At 72.3% G+C, this 16,457-nt stretch carries 15 protein-coding genes; 6 read left to right on the forward strand and 9 right to left on the reverse strand.

Annotated elements, in window-relative coordinates:
* The first annotated feature begins 56 nt into the window (after positions 1-56).
* From ACIQMR_RS09495 to ACIQMR_RS09505, 3 genes are all read left to right on the forward strand, one after another.
* Positions 57-1,157, forward strand: a complete 1,101-nt coding sequence (locus ACIQMR_RS09495; protein ID WP_401384823.1) for an RNA ligase (ATP) — start codon at positions 57-59, stop codon at positions 1,155-1,157.
* A gap of 159 nt (positions 1,158-1,316) precedes the next feature.
* Entirely contained in the window at positions 1,317-2,024 is a 708-nt protein-coding gene (locus ACIQMR_RS09500; RefSeq protein WP_401384825.1) for a YoaK family protein, read from the forward strand.
* Between the two features lie 111 nt (positions 2,025-2,135).
* Positions 2,136-2,597 (forward strand): MaoC family dehydratase, encoded by a 462-nt coding sequence (locus ACIQMR_RS09505; RefSeq protein ID WP_266375410.1) that lies wholly within the window; start codon positions 2,136-2,138, stop codon positions 2,595-2,597.
* 11 nt (positions 2,598-2,608) lie between these two features.
* Here the strand turns inward: ACIQMR_RS09505 and ACIQMR_RS09510 are convergent, their stop codons facing one another.
* Together ACIQMR_RS09510 and ACIQMR_RS09515 are read right to left on the reverse strand one after the other, a co-directional pair.
* Complete coding sequence (locus tag ACIQMR_RS09510; protein ID WP_401384827.1) at positions 2,609-3,232, reverse strand: TetR/AcrR family transcriptional regulator; 624 nt, start codon at positions 3,230-3,232, stop codon at positions 2,609-2,611.
* A gap of 120 nt (positions 3,233-3,352) precedes the next feature.
* Positions 3,353-4,504 carry an acyl-CoA dehydrogenase family protein gene (locus ACIQMR_RS09515; protein WP_401384925.1) on the reverse strand — a complete coding sequence of 384 codons (1,152 nt, stop codon included), beginning with the start codon at positions 4,502-4,504 and terminating at the stop codon, positions 3,353-3,355.
* Between the two features lie 65 nt (positions 4,505-4,569).
* On the opposite strand from ACIQMR_RS09515, the gene ACIQMR_RS09520 reads away from it, so the two are divergent.
* Together ACIQMR_RS09520 and ACIQMR_RS09525 are read left to right on the forward strand one after the other, a co-directional pair.
* Positions 4,570-5,247 (forward strand): TetR/AcrR family transcriptional regulator, encoded by a 678-nt coding sequence (locus tag ACIQMR_RS09520; protein WP_401384829.1) that lies wholly within the window; start codon positions 4,570-4,572, stop codon positions 5,245-5,247.
* 96 nt (positions 5,248-5,343) lie between these two features.
* On the forward strand, positions 5,344-6,312 hold the full coding sequence (locus ACIQMR_RS09525; protein WP_401384831.1) for a DMT family transporter: 969 nt from the start codon (positions 5,344-5,346) through the stop codon (positions 6,310-6,312).
* Here the strand turns inward: ACIQMR_RS09525 and ACIQMR_RS09530 are convergent.
* Entirely contained in the window at positions 6,275-7,609 is a 1,335-nt protein-coding gene (locus ACIQMR_RS09530) for an MFS transporter (RefSeq protein ID WP_266378190.1), read from the reverse strand. The two genes, ACIQMR_RS09525 and ACIQMR_RS09530, sit on opposite strands and share 38 nt — an antisense overlap.
* A gap of 145 nt (positions 7,610-7,754) precedes the next feature.
* Here ACIQMR_RS09530 and ACIQMR_RS09535 point away from each other — a divergent pair, with 145 nt between their 5' ends.
* Positions 7,755-7,973 carry a hypothetical protein gene (locus ACIQMR_RS09535; RefSeq protein WP_401384834.1) on the forward strand — a complete coding sequence of 73 codons (219 nt, stop codon included), beginning with the start codon at positions 7,755-7,757 and terminating at the stop codon, positions 7,971-7,973.
* Between the two features lie 259 nt (positions 7,974-8,232).
* Here ACIQMR_RS09535 and ACIQMR_RS09540 read toward each other — a convergent pair whose 3' ends face one another.
* The 6 genes from ACIQMR_RS09540 to ACIQMR_RS09565 all read right to left on the reverse strand — a co-directional run bounded on the left by ACIQMR_RS09540 (position 8,233) and on the right by ACIQMR_RS09565 (position 16,348).
* On the reverse strand, positions 8,233-9,312 hold the full coding sequence (locus ACIQMR_RS09540) for a Zn-dependent alcohol dehydrogenase (RefSeq protein ID WP_401384836.1): 1,080 nt from the start codon (positions 9,310-9,312) through the stop codon (positions 8,233-8,235).
* A gap of 95 nt (positions 9,313-9,407) precedes the next feature.
* Entirely contained in the window at positions 9,408-10,799 is a 1,392-nt protein-coding gene (locus ACIQMR_RS09545) for an aldehyde dehydrogenase family protein (protein WP_401384838.1), read from the reverse strand.
* A 165-nt stretch (positions 10,800-10,964) separates the two neighbouring features.
* A complete protein-coding gene (locus tag ACIQMR_RS09550; protein WP_266375396.1) occupies positions 10,965-11,312 on the reverse strand; it encodes a hypothetical protein in 348 nt (115 codons plus the stop codon).
* Positions 11,309-12,532: an MFS transporter gene (locus ACIQMR_RS09555; RefSeq protein ID WP_401384840.1), complete on the reverse strand. Its 1,224-nt coding sequence runs from the start codon at positions 12,530-12,532 to the stop codon at positions 11,309-11,311. The genes ACIQMR_RS09550 and ACIQMR_RS09555 overlap by 4 nt, the downstream gene beginning before the upstream one ends.
* Entirely contained in the window at positions 12,532-13,986 is a 1,455-nt protein-coding gene (locus ACIQMR_RS09560) for a CitMHS family transporter (RefSeq protein ID WP_401384842.1), read from the reverse strand. The genes ACIQMR_RS09555 and ACIQMR_RS09560 overlap by 1 nt, the downstream gene beginning before the upstream one ends.
* A gap of 121 nt (positions 13,987-14,107) precedes the next feature.
* Positions 14,108-16,348 carry a molybdopterin-dependent oxidoreductase gene (locus ACIQMR_RS09565; protein WP_401384844.1) on the reverse strand — a complete coding sequence of 747 codons (2,241 nt, stop codon included), beginning with the start codon at positions 16,346-16,348 and terminating at the stop codon, positions 14,108-14,110.
* Positions 16,349-16,457 lie beyond the last annotated feature (109 nt).

Below are 16,457 nucleotides of genomic sequence, written 5' to 3' on the forward strand. Positions count from 1 at the left end.
GGTTTCCGCGCGGACACAGTGGGGCGCGATGTGAGACACGACCGAGGAGCCCGACCATGTCCACGCTGCGCGTCACCGCCGAGCCGCTGACGATCCATGAGCATCCCCGAGCCGACGCCCTCGAGCTGGCCCAGGTGGGCCTCTATCGCGCCGTGGTCGCCAAGGGTGCCTACCGCAGTGGGGACTTCGCGGTCTACATCCCGGAGCAGTCCGTGCTGCCGGCCACGCTGGTCGACGAGCTCGGGCTGACCGGGCGGCTGGCCGGGAAGGCTTCGGACCGAGTCAAGGCGGTGCGGCTGCGCGGCGAGCTGTCGCAGGGGATCGTGTGCCGGCCGAGGGCGCTCGACGGCACCGACCTGGAGCGCGCTGCCGCCGACGGCACCGACTTCGCCGCGCTCCTGGGCATCACGAAGTGGTCGCCGCCGATCCCGCCCACGATGAGCGGTGACGTGGAGTCCGCGGCCGATCTGCTGCCCTGGGTCGACATCGAGAACCTGCAGCGCTATCCGGACATCTTCGAGCCGGGCGAGCCGGTCGTCCTGACGGAGAAGCTCCACGGGACGGCCTGCCTGGTGACGTACGTCGCCGACGAGGCGGGTGCCCCTGCCGTGCCCGGCGAGCCGCGGGGGAAGGTGCTGGTGTCGTCGAAGGGGTTCGGCGCGAAGGGCCTGGCGCTGAAGGAGGATCCGCGCAATCTGTACTGGCGCGCTGTGCACGGCCACGCGGTGGCGGAGGTCGCCGCGCGGCTCGCCGCGAAGCTGGGGGCGCGCCGGGTCGGCATCTTCGGTGAGGTGTTCGGGGCGGGGGTGCAGGACCTGTCGTACGGTGCCGACGCCCGTTCCACGAAGCTCGGTTACGCGGTGTTCGACGTGTCGGCCGAGATCGACGGCCAGGTCCGCTGGCTGGACGCGGTGGAGCTGCTCGACGGCGAACTGCCCCTGGTTCCACGGCTGTACGAGGGCCCCTTCTCGCTGGAGAAGGTCCTGGAGCTCGCGAGCGGCCGGGAAACCGTCTCGGGCCGGGACCTGCATCTGCGCGAGGGCCTCGTCATACGGTCCGCGACCGGGCGCTACAGCCCGGTGGTGGGCGGCCGGGCGATGGCCAAGGCCGTCAGCCCGGCGTATCTGACCCGCAAGGGCGGCACCGAGTACGAGTGACCGTCCGGCGCCTGGTGGCCCGTCACGGGGGTGCGGGCCACCAGGCGTTCCGGCGTCGCCGGGCCACCGGCGTGTGCGCGGGGCCCACCCGGCCGGCCGCCCGGCCCACGGTCGGCGCAATCGGCCGTACGGACCACTTCACCGGCCGAGACTCGGCCCGTGAAGCCGAAACGAGATTCGCTCCTGACCTCGGTGATGGTGGCGCTCACCATGACGACGGGAATGGTCGAGGCGGTCAGCTTCCTCGTGCTGGGGCCGGTCTTCACCGCTGTGCAGACGGGCAACATGCTGCTGATGGGTTTCGCGCTCGCCGGAGTCACCGGCCTGTCCGTGGCCCCGTGTCTCGCCTCGCTGGTGGGGTTCACCGTGGGTACCGTGCTCGCCTCCCGGTACGAGTCGCGCGCACAGGTGCGCGGCCGCCGGTGGTTCAGGGAGGCGCTGGTCGTCGAGGCCGCGCTGCTGGCCACCGCCGCGGTGGCCGCGTGGCAGATCGAATCGCGCGGTGAGTCGCTCACCGACCGGCACTACATGGTGGCCGCGCTGGTCGCGCTGGCCATGGGGGTCCGGAACGTCTCCACGCTGCGGGCGGGGGTGCCGGGTATGCCCACCACGGTCACCACCCGGGCGTTCACCGCCCTGATCGGCGGCTCCCCCCTCGCCCTCGACAGCCATATCGCGCCCGGTGCGCGCAACGAGATCCGGCGCGCCGCCTCGGTGGCGGCAATGTTCACGGGCGGTCTGCTCGGCGCCTGGATGATCCGGGACGAGCGTCTCGATCCGGCCGTGGTGCTGCTGGTGATCGCGGCGCTGGTGGTGATCGTCGCGATCGGCGCCACCTTCCTGCCCCGTGAGTCCGTGGCCGAATAGCCGCCGGCCCGGCAGGAGCCGGCCGGATGCGTTGACAGACGCCGCCGCCCCGACCATGCTAAGCAGTCGCTTAGACACACACGGACCGGGTGAGAGGCAGGGAACAGGGACATGGCCGAGCCGAGGATCTTCACGTCCGCCGAGGAACTGACCGCCGGAGTCGGCGAACAACTGGGCCACAGCGACTGGCTGGAGATCGAGCAGAAGCGCATCGACCTCTTCGCCGAGGCGACCGGCGACCACCAGTGGATCCACGTGGACCCCGAGCGCGCCGCGGCCGGGCCCTTCGGGAGGACCATCGCGCACGGCTATCTCACGCTGTCGCTGCTCCCGACGCTCGTCCCGCAGATCATGCGGGTCGAGGGCATGAAGATGGGCATCAACTACGGAACCAACAAGGTCCGTTTCCCCGCCCCCGTCCCGGTCGGCTCGCGGCTGCGCGCGACCGCCGTCCTCAAGAGCGTCGAGGAGGCGGGCGGCGGCGTGCAGGTGACGGCCCTGGTGACCGTGGAGCGCGAGGGCGGCGACAAGCCGGTGTGCGTGGCCGAGTCGGTCTCCCGCTACTTCTTCTGAGCCCGACGGCCCTACGCGCGCGCGGAGACCATCCGCAGGACGAGGTCGGCGTAGAGCTCGCCGACCTCTTCCGGCGTCCGGTGACCCCGGACGTTGAACCAGCGCGCCACGTCGATGCAGAGCGACAGCACGGCCAGCGTGGTGCCCGGCACATCGGGGACGTCGAACTCCCCGGTCTCCACACCGTCGCACAGGATCTCGCGCACGACGGCGTCGCTGCGGCGGCGCAGCTCCACGATCTCGGTGCGGTGCTCCTCGGAGAGCGCGTCGATCTCGTACTGCACCACCCGCGCGGTGTCGTGCCGGCGGGCGTGCCAGCCGACGAAGGAGCTCACCGCCTCGGCGAGCCGCTCGCTGGGCGTGCCACCGCCGTCAGAGGCCGCCGACAGGACCTCCAGCGCCCGGTCGTGCCCGATCCGGCTGATCCGGTGGAGCAGCTCTTCCTTGGTCTTGTAGTGGATGTAGAGCGCGGCGGGGCTCATCCCCGCGCGGCCCGCGATGTCCCGTGTCGTGGTCGCGTGGTAGCCACGTTCGGCGAAGGCCTCCACGGCGGCGACGAGGAGCTTCCGCGCGGCCTCGGGTGCGACTTCACCCCAGGGCATGTCCTCGCTCGTCGTGTCCTGCGCCGCAGTCATGGCTCGCCCCTTCCGCCCGCCGTCCCGGTGAGTGCGGGACGAACACCATACCCCGAAGCTGAGCAAGCGCTTAGAACGCGGTCGGGGCTTCTTGTGCGGGCCCGGAATCGGGGCCGCCGGTCAGAAGGCCGAGACTCCGGTCAGGGCCCGGCCGATGATCAGCTTCTGGATCTGGCTGGTGCCCTCGTACAGGGTCATCACCCGTGCGTCGCGGAGCAGTTTGCCCACCGGGTACTCGTCGATGTAGCCGTAGCCGCCGAAGACCTGGAGCGCGTTGTTCGCCGCGCGGACGGCCGCCTCGGAGGCGAAGAGCTTCGCCTTGGACGCGGCGGTGGCGAAGTCCTCCCCTCGGTCGACGAGATCGGCGACCCGCCAGGTCAGCAGCCGCGCCGCGTCCACGTCCACGGCGGTGTCACTGATCAGCTCCTGGACCAGCTGGTACGAGGCGATCCGCTTGCCGAACTGCTCACGCTCGCCGGCGTAGCCGACGGCGGCCTCGAGCGCGGCCCGGGCGATGCCGACACAGCCCGCGGCGACCGACATCCGGCCCTTGGCGAGCGCGGACATGGCGATCGAGAAGCCCTTGCCCTCCGGGCCGAGCAGAGCGCCGGCCGGCACCCGGACGTCCTCGAGGACCAGCTCGGCGGTGGCCTGGCCGCGCAGGCCGAGCTTGCCGTGGATGGTGCGCCGGGTCAGGCCGGGGGTGTCGGCGGGTACGAGGAAGGCGGAGACGCCCCGGTGGCCGGGGGTGTCGTCGGTGCGGGCGAAGAGCAGCACGACATCGGCCCAGGTGCCGTTGGTGATGAACATCTTCGAGCCGTTGATCACGTAGTCGCCGCCGTCCCGCACGGCCCGGGTGGTCAGATTTCCCGCGTCGGAGCCGGTGCCGGGCTCGGTGAGACCGAAGCAGCCGAGGGCCTCGCCCGCCGTCAGCCGCGGCAGCCACCGCCGCTTCTGCTCCTCGCCGCCCCAGGCCGCGATCGTCTTGGCGACGAGGCCGAGGGAGACCGAGACGATGCCGCGGACCGATGAGTCGCCGCGTCCGAGCTCCTCCGTGACCAGGCAGTACGCGAGATGGTCGCCGCCCGAGCCGCCGTACTCCTCGTCGATGGTGAGCCCGAGGAAGCCGACCGAGCCCAGCTTCTTCACGATCGATCTGTCGACGCTCTCGGACCGGTCCCAGTCGACGGCATGCGGGCTGATCTCGCGCTCGACGAAGTCGCGCGCGAGATCGCGGACGGCCTGCTGCTCCCCGCTCAGTTCCAGGTTCACCACGGACCATCCCGCCTTTAACTATCACTGCTAGTTTCTGTTCGGCAGGGCCTACTATGTGCCGCATGGCCCGACCGCGCAAGCCCCTCCTCAGCCGCGACCGCATCGTCGGGACGGCGAGCGCGCTCGTGGACGCGGAGGGCCTGGACGCGGTCTCCACCCGCCGGCTCGCCGCCGAACTGGGCGTGAGCGGCCCGTCCCTCTACAACCACTTCCGCAACAAGGACGAGATCCTGGACGCCGTGGCCGACGCGGTCAGCGCCAAGGTCGATCTGTCGATGTTCGACGAGACGGACGGCCGCGACTGGCGCACCGCGCTCCACGACTGGGCGCTCTCCTACCGCGCGGCCCTCACCGACCACCCCAACGTCGTCCCCGTCCTCGCCCGCGGCCCCGGCCGCCGCCCGGCCGGCCTCAAGGTCGCCGACGCCGTCTTCGGCGCCATGGTCCGCGCCGGCTGGCCCCCCGCCCAGGCCACCCATATCGGCGCCCTGATGCGCTACTTCATCACCGGCTCGGCCCTCGGCTCCTTCGCCCGCGGCTTCGTCGACGACGAGACCGCCTACGACCCGGCCGACTACCCGCACCTCGGTCAGGCCCATCTCCTCGCCGACCGGCAGCGGCAGGTCGACGACGGTGCCTTCGAGACGGGGCTGCGGGCGCTGCTGGACGGACTTGCGGTGCGGTACGAGGCGGGGGCGCGGGGCGCGCGGGCGCCGAAGGGCCCGGCGGACGGTCCGTAGCGCCGGCGCGGGCTGCGGACCCGATGCGGGAGGGGCGGGTACGGGCCGGTGGATATTGCGGTGGGCACGCAAGCGCCGGCGGCGTACGGTCGCGGCATGACATCGACCCAGTGGCGCGCCTTCGCCGCGGCCGCGACCACCGTCGTCCTCTGGGCCTCGGCCTTCGTCTCCATCCGCAGCGCCGGTGCGGAGTACTCACCCGGTGCGCTCGCCCTCGGCCGGCTCCTCGCCGGGGTCCTCGTGCTGGGCGTGATCTGTGCCGTACGCAGGGAGGGACCGCCGCCGAGGGCCGCCTGGCCCGGGATCGCGATATCCGGACTGCTCTGGTTCGGGCTGTACATGGTGGTCCTGAACTGGGGCGAGCAGAAGGTCGACGCGGGCACGGCGGCGCTGGTCGTCAACGTCGGGCCGCTGGTGATGGCGCTGCTCGCCGGATGGCTGCTGAAGGAGGGGCTGTCGCCGCGGCTGCTGGCGGGGATGGGCGTGTCCTTCGCGGGTGCGGTGGTCGTCGGCCTGTCGATGTCCGGCGAGGGTTCGGCGTCGGTGCTGGGGGTGCTGCTGTGCCTGCTGGCCGCCGTGTCGTACGCGGGCGGTGTCGTCGCCCAGAAGCCCGCGCTGCGGCACGCGTCCGCGCTGCAGGTGACGACCTGGGGCTGTGCGATCGGAGCGGTGGCCTGCCTGCCGTTCGCCGGGGTGCTGGTGCGCGAGGCCGCGGAAGCGCCCGTGTCGGCGACGCTCAACATGGTGTATCTGGGCGTGTTCCCGACCGCGTTGGCGTTCACGACGTGGGCGTACGCCCTGGCCCGTACCACCGCGGGGAAGATGGGCGCGACCACCTACGCGGTGCCGGCGATCGTGGTGCTCATGTCGTGGCTCCTGCTCGACGAGGTGCCGGGCTGGCTCACGATGCTCGGCGGCGCGATCTGCCTCGCGGGCGTGGCCGTGTCGCGTTCGAGGTCCCGCACGCCGGCCCGGGAGGACCGGACCGGCGTGACGGACGCCGCGGGGGACCGGGCCGACGACGGCGTCAGGCCCGCGCAGCCGCGCGCTTCGCGAGAACCCTGATCGACACGAGCGCGATGACGGCGAGACCGATGATGTAGGCGGAGACGGCCATCGAGGTTCCGGTCGCCTCCAGCAGGAGCACCATCATGAACGGGGCCAGGCCGCCGCCGAACACCGCGGCGATCTGGTAGCCGAGCGAGGCGCCGGTGTACCGCATCTCGGCGGTGAACAGCTCGGCGAACAGCGCGGCCTGCGGCCCGTACATGATGCTGAGGAAGCAGCTGGTGACGAAGGTGCCGACGGCCAGCCACAGCAGCGACTTGGTGTCGATGAGCAGGAACAGCGGGACCGCCCAGACCAGCAGGCCGACCGCGCCCGCCGCGTATATCCGCAGCCGTCCGATGCGGTCGGAGAGTGCGGCGGCGGCGGGTATGAGCGCGAGCTGGGTGAGGCTCACACAGAGCGAGACCATGAGCACCGCGTCGCGCTCCATGCCGAGTTCACGGGTCGAGTAGTCCAGTACGCCGGTGATGATGATGTAGAAGGTGGCGGTGTTCACGGCGAAGGAGCCGCCGGCGAGGAACACCGTGCCGAGGTGCTTGCGGAGGATCGTCCGCAGCGGGGAGCGCGGCTCGCCCTTCTCCTGCTCGGCAAGGGCCTGTTCGGCCTCGCGGAACTCGGGGGTCTCCTCGACGCGGGCGTGGATGTACCAGGCGAGACCGAGGACGAGGAAGCCGACCAGGAACGGCACCCGCCAGCCCCAGGACGCGAAGGCGGAGTCGTCGGTGAAGGCGCCGGCGGCGAGGAACACGGTGTTGGCGGTGACGACACCGATGGGCACGCCGAGCTGGACGAGGCTGCCGTACAGCCCGCGCTTGCCCTCCGGGGCGTACTCGGTGGCCATCAGCATCGCGCCGCCCCACTGGGCGCCCACCGCGATGCCCTGCATGACGCGGAGCAGCACGAGCAGCAGCGGCGCGGCGATGCCGATCGTCTCGTACGTCGGCAGGAGGCCGATGCCGGTGGTGGCGAGGCCCATCAGGGTGAGGGCGAGGACGAGCATCGGCTTGCGTCCGCGCTTGTCGCCGAGGTGGCCCGCGATGATGCCGCCCACGGGACGGGCGAGGAAGCCGACCGCGAAGGTCGCGAAGGCGGCGAGCACTCCGGCCGAGGGGCTGCCCGCGGGGAAGTAGAGATCACCGAGGACGAGTGCGGCGGCGATGCCGAAGACGAAGTAGTCGTACCACTCGACGGCGGAGGCGAGCGCGGCGGCGGTGGCCACGCGGCGACGGTGCCGGTCGGTGGGAGCGGTCACCTGCGGCTTGCCGGCGCGCGGGGAAGGGGGTGCCGTGTCCATGCGTGCACACTCCGATGGGTGCGGGGGACGAGGAGTGCGGGGACCGTACCGACCGGGTGGTATGACGGTCAACGGGTCGCGCAGCAGGAGTTTTTGCTCGATCATTACCCGCCAGTAGTACGCCGGCCGCGCGAGGGCGGGCGCCGTGACATTCTCGCACCCGCCCGCGACCGCGGCCTGCCGGCAGCAGGACATCAGGCCGGGCTTCGAGGTCGCGTTCTTACAGGTCAGCGGCGGTGGACGGCATATCGACGGGCCGACGGCCGCGCTGGAGAGCGGCGACGCGTTCGCGGTCGAGCACGCATCGGGCCCGACGCGGGCCGGCGAACCCGGGTCGCGTGCGTTCCGCGGCCGGTCGCCGTGACGACCACCCGGTGGCGGCCTTCGACGGCGCGTGCCGCCTCGTCCACGACGAGGCCGGACCGGCGCCGGCGACGCCTGGGCATGCGGGAATCGCCGTTCGTGCCGCTGACGGCCGCGCCGGTCCCTGCGGGGAGGCCCCCTACGCGGCGGACCCCTGCCGGGAGGCACTCCCCTACCGAAAGACCCCTGCCGAGAGGCTCACCCCTCCCGAAAGACCCTGCCGGGAGGCCCCCCTCCCGGAAGACCCCGTCAGCGGGCCGTCAGAAGACCACCAGCGCCCTGCCGCCCTTGCCCGCGAGCATGGCCTCGAAGGCCGCCGGGATGCCGTCGAGTCCGATCCGCCCGGTGATGAGGGCGCTCAGGTCCAGCCGCCCCGCGCGGATGTGTTCCGCGAGCACCGGCAGGTCCCTGGCCGGGTCGGAGTTGCCGTAGACACAGCCCGAGAGCGTCCGGCCCCAGTGGAACAGCTCCAGGGCGTTGAACGTGACCTGCTGGTCCTTGCCGCCGATCCCGACGACCGTCGTGCGGCCGCCGCGGCGCGTCGACTCCCAGGCCGCACGGATCGTCTCGGCGCGGCCGACGCATTCGACGGCCACGTCCGCACCCTGACCGCCGGTCAGCTTGCGGATCTCCTTCGGGGTGATGGCGGAGGCGACGACGTACTCGGTGGCCCCGGCACGGCGGGCCAGCTCCTCCTTCTCCGGTGACACGTCGACGGCGATGACCGTCGACGCCCCGGCGATCCTGGCCGACTGAAGGGTCGCGAGGCCGACACCGCCGGCGCCGAAGACCACGACCGACTCGCCCTCACGGACCCGGGCCGAGTGGTGGACGGCGCCGAAGCCGGTGAGGACCGCGCAGCCGAGCAGCGCGGCGTCGGTGAGCGGAACGCCGTCCGGAAGCGGAAGAACGCAGTTGGCCGCCACGACGGTCTCCTCGGCGAACGCCGCGACGTTGAGGCCGGGGTGCAGCTCGGTCCCGTCCTCGGCGACCGCGTGGATGCGGCCGGCGCCCTTGAGGGCGGAGGAGCAGAGCCAGACCTCGCCGATCGTGCAGTGGTGGCACGTACCGCAGGACGGGGCCCAGTTGAGTACCACGCGGTCGCCCGGGGCGACCTGGGTGACGCCGTCACCGACGGAAACAACCGTGCCCGCGCCCTCGTGGCCGAGGACGGCGGGTACCGGCACCTGCATCGTGCCGTTGGACAGGGACAGATCGGAGTGACAGACCCCGGCGGCGGCGAGGCGGACCCTCACCTGGCCGGGACCCGGCTCGGGAAGCTCGATGCCGGTGATCTCCAGCGGAGCACCTACGGCGGGCAGGACGGCGGCACGGACCACGGTGGTTGTCTCCCGGTTTGCCGATGCGGAGATCGGAGCTCGGAGTACGGAGTACGGAGTGAGGGGTTCAGGCGGGGGCGGGGCGGGGCGGGGGCTCAGAACTGCAGTGACTTGGTGTGCAGATACTCGGCGAGGCCGTGGGAGCCCAGTTCACGGCCCACTCCGGACTGTTTGTAACCGCCGAACGGGGCCAGCGGATTGAAGCGGCCGCCGTTGATGTCGACCTGTCCGGTGTCCATGCGGCGGGCGAAGGCCACGGCCTCGTCCCGGGGACCCCACACGGCGCCCGCGAGCCCGTAGACCGTGCCGTTGGCGATCCGCAGGGCGTCGTCCTCGTCCTCGTACCTCAGGATCGAGACGACCGGGCCGAAGATCTCCTCCTGGGCGATGGTCATCTCCGCGGTGACGTCGGCGAAGACGGTCGGTGCGACGTAGTAGCCCGTCTCGCGCGGGGCCTCGGGGCCGCCGGCGACGAGGCGGGCGCCCTCGGCGACGCCCTGTTCGATGTAGCCGCGGACGCGCTGCTGCTGGCGGGCGTTGACGAGCGGTCCGAGACGGTCGCCGGGCGTGTACTTGGCGACGGCCTCGGCGGCCAGGGCCACGGCTTCGTCGTACTGGTCCGTGTGCACCAGCATCCGGGTCCAGGCGCTGCACGTCTGGCCGGAGTTGGCCATCACGTTGGCGATGCCGACGGCGACGGCGCGGGCGAGGTCGGCGCCCGGCAGGATGACGTTGGCGGACTTGCCGCCGAGCTCCAGGGCGACGCGCTTGACCGCTCCGCCCGCGGTCGCGCCGATCCGCCGGCCGACGGCGGTGGAGCCGGTGAAGGAGACCAGGTCCACGTCCGGGTGCTCGGCGAGGGCCTGGCCGGCGACGGGGCCGAGACCGGTCACGAGGTTGAACACCCCGGCCGGAAGCCCCGCTTCGTCGACGGCCTCGGCGAAGAGCTGTGCGGTGAGCGGGGTGTCCTCGGCGGGCTTCAGCACGACGGTGCAGCCGGCGGCGAGCGCGGGGGCGACCTTGGCGACGATCTGGTGGAGCGGATAGTTCCAGGGCGTGATCGCGCCGACGACGCCGACGGGTTCGTGAAGGACGGTGGAGTTGCCGACCTCCTCCTCGAAGGCATACGTGGCGGCCAGCTCGGCGTACGAGCCGGCGACGAGGAGCGGCAGGCCCGCGTGGACGGTCGCGGCGAGCTTCGGCGGGGCGCCGAGTTCGGTGGTGACGGTCTCGGCGATCTCTCCCTGGCGGGCGGCGAGGACGTCCCGGAGCGCGGCGAGGCGTGCGGCGCGGTCGGCGGGCGCGGTGGCGGCCCAGCCGGGGAAGGCCGCGCGGGCGGCTCGTACGGCGGCGTCGACGTCGTCCGGGGTGCCGGCGGGGACGTGGGCCATGATCTGCTCGTCCGCGGGATTCACCACCGCGATGGTGTCGGCGGTGGCGGCGGGGCGCCACGTGCCGCCGATGTACATCCCGTCGTGGGCCTTCATCCGCGAGTCTCCTTCGGGCGTGGCGGGGTCCGTCCACGCTCCAAACTAGCGGTGTTAGTTTTTGGGCGCCAGGGTGGGCGGGGGCGGAGGGTGTGATTCTCCCCCCACCCCGCCCAGCCGTGACCGGGCCGCTCGGCGGTCAGGGCGGTGCCCGTGGCCGGCAGGTCAGGCCGGGGTCTGGCCCAGGGCCGACGGGGGTGCCTGCATCTGGCGGGCGACCGGCGGGGAGATGGACGCGACCTGGGCGCGGGTGCGGTCCACCTGCTGGGCCGCGGGGATCGCCGCCTGGGCGGGCTGGGGTTTGTCCTCGGGGGACTTCGCCACCGAGGACCAGGTACGCAGCCGGTGGCTGGCCGCCTCGTCGAGGCTCACCGGCTCCCCCCGCTGCTCCGCCAGCCGGCTGGCCTCGCGGCCCAGCGCGGCCACGTCGTCCCAGCGGAGCCTCAGCACCACGGACAGTTCGGCCCCACCGTCCGGGAGGCCCTTCATGATCGGCCCGTCACCATCGCTCATTGCCGCTCCTGTCGTTGAGGCAGACGCTTTCCCGGGTGCCCGGTAGTACGTACCGTTCGGCCGCCGTGTTCAGCGTCGCGTCCGGCCCGTAGCCCCAGCCCCGCCGCCGCGACGAGGAGCAGTCCCAGCATCACGAACGGCGCGGCCGTGCCCGCGAATCCCGCGACCAGACCGGCGGAGGCGGGAGCCGCGACCTGGCCGAGGCGGTTGCCGGTGAGGCGCAGTGCGAGCGCGGTGGAGCGGGCACCGGCCGGGGCGGCGCGCACGACGGTCGTCATGGACAGCGGCTGGCCGACGCCGAGGCAGAAGCCGAGTACCGCGAGCATCGCGGCGAGCGCCCACACCGGAACGGGCAGCGCCAGGCCCGCGCACAACAGCCCGGCGAGCAGGCAGGTCACGGTGAGCAGGACCGTGCGGCCCATGATCCGGATCATCGGGGTCATGACCAGCCGGCAGGCGATCGTCGCGGCCGCCCGCAGACTCAGCAGCAGCCCGACGACGGACGGGGCGATGCCCCGGTGCTCGCCGATCACCGGGAGGTAGGCGGTCAGGATGTCGGTCGCCGACAGCACGGCCAGGCTGATGACGATTCCGGCGGGTACACCCCGCGTCCGCAGGATGCGGTGCAACGGCACCGAGGTGCGCGCCGTACGGCGAACGCCGGCCGTGCGGTGCTCGATCCGCCACAGCGAGGTGGCGGCGGCCGCCGCCACCGTCGCGGAGACGAGCAGGGCCAGTGCGCTCGTCCGGGCCATGTCGGTGCCGATCAGCGCCCCTGCGGCGATCGGGCCGACGAGCTGGCCGAGCGAGGCGCCGATCGTGAAGTGGCCGAAGTTACGGTCCTGTTCGTCGGGCGCGGACTGCCGGGCGACGATCGACTGGGCGCCGATCACGAAGCACAGATGACCGAGGCCCATGACGCCGCTCCAGGCCGCCATGGCGGTCAGGGAACCGGCCAGGCCGCTCAGCGCGCAGCCACCGGAGATCAGCGCCACGCCCAGGGGCAGGAGCGGTGCGCACCGGCCGTGGTCGGTGCGGCGGCCCAGCGGTACGGCGGCGAACAGCGGGATCAGGGCGTACACCCCCGCGATGACACCGATCGCCCGCTCGTCGGCGCCGAGGGCGAGGGCCCGGTACGAGACGGCCGGGCGGGCCATCGACACCGCCCCCTGCGCGAAGCCGAAGGCGATGACGAGGCGCAGGAGCCAGCCGCGTCGCATCAGATGATGCCGAAGAGGATTCCGGCCCCGAGCACCACGAGGGAGGTGAGCGCGGCCCACTTCACCGTGAACCTGGTGTGGTCGCCGAACTCGACCTTGGCCATGCCGACGAGGACGTACACGGCGGGGACGAGCGGGCTGGACATGTGCAGCGCCTGGCCGGCGAGGGAGGCGCGGGCGATCTCCAGCGGGGAGACTCCGTGTGCCGCGCCGGCTTCGGCGAGGACGGGGAGGACGCCGAAGTAGAAGCCGTCGTTCGACATGAAGTAGGTGAGCGGGAGGCTCAGCAGACCGGTGACGAGCGCCATGTGGGGGCCCATGCCCGCGGGGATGGCGCCGACGAGCCAGTCGGCCATGTGCTTGACCATGCCGGTGCCGGTGAGGACTCCGGTGAAGACGGCGGCGGCGAAGACCATGCCCGAGACGTTGAGGACGTTGTCCGCGTGGGCGGCGAGACGGGCCTTCTGGTCGGCCATCTTCGGGAAGTTGACGGTGAGGGCGAGGGCGGCGCCGAGGAGGAACAGCACGGGGATCGGCAGCAGCTCCATGATCATCGAGGCGAGCAGGACGACGGTGAGCGAGGCGTTGAACCAGTACAGGCCCGGGCGCAGGGTCCCGCGCCTGGGGTCCAGGCCCTGGAAGCCCTCGTCGTCGCCGGAGTCCCCGCTGCCGGTGCCGGAGGTGGCGGTACCGGTACCGGCGGCGACGGTGCCGGAGGTGGCGGAACCCTCGACCCCGCTCGCGGCGGACGCCTGGTCCGTCGTCGTACGGTCGCCTGCGCCGCCCGCCTTCACCAGCACGGTCTCGGTCTCCGGCTCCAGCGCCTCGTCCAGCGTCAGATAGCCGATGCGCTTGCGCTCGCGGCGGCCGAGAACGTACGCGAGGACGAAGACGAAGAGCAGTCCGACGCCGAGCGCGGGGATCATCGGCACGAAGATGTCACCGGCGTCGAGCTTGAGCGCGGTCGCGGCACGGGCGGTCGGCCCGCCCCACGGCAGGGTGTTCATCACTCCGTTCGCGGTGGCGGCGACGCCGGTCATCACCACGAGGCTCATCCCGAGGCGCTTGTAGAGCGGGTACATCGCCGAGACGGTGATCATGAACGTGGTGGAGCCGTCGCCGTCCAGCGACACGATCGCGGCGAGCAGGGCCGTGCCGACCACGACACGCATCGGGTCCGCCTTGCAGAAGCGCAGGATGCCCCGCACGATCGGGTCGAACAGGCCGACGTCGATCATCACGCCGAAGTAGACGATGGCGAACATCAGCATCGCCGCGGTGGGCGCGAGGTTGCCGACCCCTTCCAGGACGTAGTCCCCGAGCTTCGCACCCTGTCCGACGATGACGCAGAAGAGCGCGGGGATCAGAACGAGCGCCGCGATCGGCGACATCTTCTTCATCATGATCAGGACCAGGAAGGTCGCGATCATGGCGAAGCCGAGGATTGTCAGCATGGGGGGCACCTCACGTTCATCCTTGAACTCCCACCGGAGCCGGCGGTCCGGATGACGTTAGGTGCCGTTCTTCCGCGTTAACAAGACGTTGACGTGTGAGCAATAAGCGCAAAACCCCAGGTCATCGGGCAGGGGCCAGCTCCACGGCGAAGCCGTTGAGGACGGCCGTGCCGGACAGCGGGTCGAGCAGCGAGCCGTCGAGCAGCTGGTTGACGTTGACCCCCGGGCGAGCCGCCGCCACCGACATCCGGGTGCCGGCGCGGTCGTGGCCCCAGCCGTGCGGCAGGCTCACCACTCCCGTGCGTACGTCGTCGGTGATCTCGACGGGGACCTCCAGCTCTCCTCCGGCCGCCTTGATCCGGGCGGTGGCCCCGTCGTCGAGTCCGAGGCGGGCCGCGTCGGCCGGGTGGACCTGGAGGGTGCAGCGGTTGGAACCGCCGTTGAGGGTGGCGACGTTGTGCATCCAGCTGTTGTTGGAGCGCAGATGACGGCGGCCGACCAGGACGAGCCGGTCGTCCCGCACCCCCAGGGCGCGCCGCAGTCGCGGCAGATCGGCGGCGATGGGCGCGGGCAGCAGGTCGACGCGTCCGCTGCGGGTCCTGAGGACCTGGGACAGCCGGGGCCGCAGCGGGCCGAGGTCGATGCCGTGCGGCTGCGCGAGCAGGTCGTCGAGGGTGAGGCCGTACGGGCCGAGGCGCAGCATCATGTCAAGCCTCCGCTCGGGGCCGCTGCGGCCGCCCAGCCCGGCTGCGAGCTCCTCGGGGTCCTGGCCATGGACCGGCGAGTGGGGGTCTGCGACGGCCTTGGCGAGTGAGCCCGCGACGACCATGTCGTCGACGGCCGACGGGTCGGCCCCGTGCATCCCGCTCACGGCGAGGATCAGCCGGGCGTGGATCTCGCACTCGTCCATCGCGCCGGCGTCGAGGGGAACGGCGGCGGGCGTGTAGCGGACCTGGTTGCGGACGGCGAGGGCGTTGAAGGCGAAGTCGAAGTGCGCGCTGCGGGACGGCGGCGGCGGGGGCAGCACGACGTCGGCGTGGCGCGAGGTCTCGTTCAGATACGGGTCGATGCTGACCATGAGGTCGAGTCCGGGCAGCGCGCGGTCGAGGCGGTCGCCGTCGGGTGCGGAGAGCACGGGGTTGGCGGCGATCGCGATCACCGCGCGGATGCGGCCTTCGCCGGGTGTCTCGATCTCCTCGGCGAGCACGGTGATCGGCAGTTCTCCCTTGGCCTCGGGGTGGCCGGCGACCCTGCTGCTCCAGCGGCCCAGTGCGAATCCCTTGCCGGGGACGGCCGGCAGGCCGGCGGGCCGGGGTGCCCGGTCGTGGGCGGCGAGCGGGAACAGGACACCGCCGGGCCGGTCGAGGTTGCCGGTCAGGATGTTGAGGACGTCCACGAGCCAGCTGGCGAGGGTGCCGTGCTCGACGGTGCAGCTGCCGATGCGGCCGTAGACGGCGGCGGTCGGGGCGGCGGCGAGCTCGCGCGCGATCGTCCGGATCGCCCCGGCGTCCATGTCGCACGCCTCGGCGACCGCCTCGGGAGTGAACGCCCTTACGGCCTCCCGGACTTCGTCGACGCCCTCGACCTGCGCGGCGAGCGCCCCGAGATCGGTGAGGTCCTCCTCGAACAGGACCTGGGCGAGGGCGGCCAGCAGAAGCGCGTCCGTGCCGGGGCGTATCGCGACATGGCGGTCGGCGAGCCGCGCGGTGCGGGTACGGCGCGGGTCGACGACGGTGAGATGGCCTCCGCGCCGGCGCAGTGCCTTGAGCTTGCCCGGGAAGTCGGGTGCGGTGCACAGGCTGCCGTTGGAGTCGAGCGGGTTGGCGCCGAGGAGCAGCAGATGGTCCGTACGGTCCAGGTCGGGTACGGGGATGGCGCCCGCGCTGCCGAAGAGCAGTCCGCTCGAGACGTGCTTGGGCATCTGGTCGAGGGTGCTGGCGGTGAAGAGGTTGCGGGTGCGCAACGTGGACAGCAGGACGGGCGGGTAGAGCCCGCCGGCCATGGTGTGGACGTTCGGGTTGCCGAGGACGACGCCGACGGCGTTCGGTCCGTACCGCTCGATCAGCGGGCGTATCCGGGTGGCGACGGCGTCGAAGGCCTCGTCCCAGGTGGCTTCGCGCAGTTCGCCGTGCTCGTCACGGACGAGGGGGGTCCGCAGCCGGTCGGGGTCGGAGTCCAGTTCCCCGAAGGAGGCGCCCTTCGGGCAGATGAATCCCCGGCTGAAGACGTCGTCGCGGTCCCCGCGGGCGCCGGTGACCTTCTCCCCCGTTCCGTCGCGTCCGATGGTGAGGGTCAGTCCGCAGGTGGCCTCGCACAGGGGGCAGATGCGCGGGGCCGTGCGGGTGGCGTCGGTTCCTGTCATGGAGCCCTCCCGGGGCGGCGGCAGCGGTGACGCGCGGGCGCCCCTGAGCATACCGACCGGTACGCATGCTGGGGAGGCCCTGGGGCGCCCCGGCGGTGAACCGCAGGGG

Source organism: Streptomyces sp. NPDC091376, from assembly GCF_044757085.1.
GTDB lineage: Bacteria > Actinomycetota > Actinomycetes > Streptomycetales > Streptomycetaceae > Streptomyces > Streptomyces pratisoli.

Excerpts from the sequence above, each read along its gene's own strand:
- ACIQMR_RS09495 (WP_401384823.1), top strand. The coding sequence starts at position 57 with ATGTCCACGCTGCGCGTCACCGCCGAGCCGCTGACGATCCATGAGCAT.
- ACIQMR_RS09505 (WP_266375410.1), top strand. The coding sequence starts at position 2,136 with ATGGCCGAGCCGAGGATCTTCACGTCCGCCGAGGAACTGACCGCCGGA.
- ACIQMR_RS09510 (WP_401384827.1), bottom strand. The coding sequence starts at position 3,232 with ATGACTGCGGCGCAGGACACGACGAGCGAGGACATGCCCTGGGGTGAA.
- ACIQMR_RS09520 (WP_401384829.1), top strand. The coding sequence starts at position 4,570 with ATGGCCCGACCGCGCAAGCCCCTCCTCAGCCGCGACCGCATCGTCGGG.
- ACIQMR_RS09525 (WP_401384831.1), top strand. The coding sequence starts at position 5,344 with ATGACATCGACCCAGTGGCGCGCCTTCGCCGCGGCCGCGACCACCGTC.
- ACIQMR_RS09530 (WP_266378190.1), bottom strand. The coding sequence starts at position 7,609 with ATGGACACGGCACCCCCTTCCCCGCGCGCCGGCAAGCCGCAGGTGACC.
- ACIQMR_RS09545 (WP_401384838.1), bottom strand. The coding sequence starts at position 10,799 with ATGAAGGCCCACGACGGGATGTACATCGGCGGCACGTGGCGCCCCGCC.
- ACIQMR_RS09550 (WP_266375396.1), bottom strand. The coding sequence starts at position 11,312 with ATGAGCGATGGTGACGGGCCGATCATGAAGGGCCTCCCGGACGGTGGG.
- ACIQMR_RS09555 (WP_401384840.1), bottom strand. The coding sequence starts at position 12,532 with ATGCGACGCGGCTGGCTCCTGCGCCTCGTCATCGCCTTCGGCTTCGCG.
- ACIQMR_RS09560 (WP_401384842.1), bottom strand. The coding sequence starts at position 13,986 with ATGCTGACAATCCTCGGCTTCGCCATGATCGCGACCTTCCTGGTCCTG.
- ACIQMR_RS09565 (WP_401384844.1), bottom strand. The coding sequence starts at position 16,348 with ATGACAGGAACCGACGCCACCCGCACGGCCCCGCGCATCTGCCCCCTG.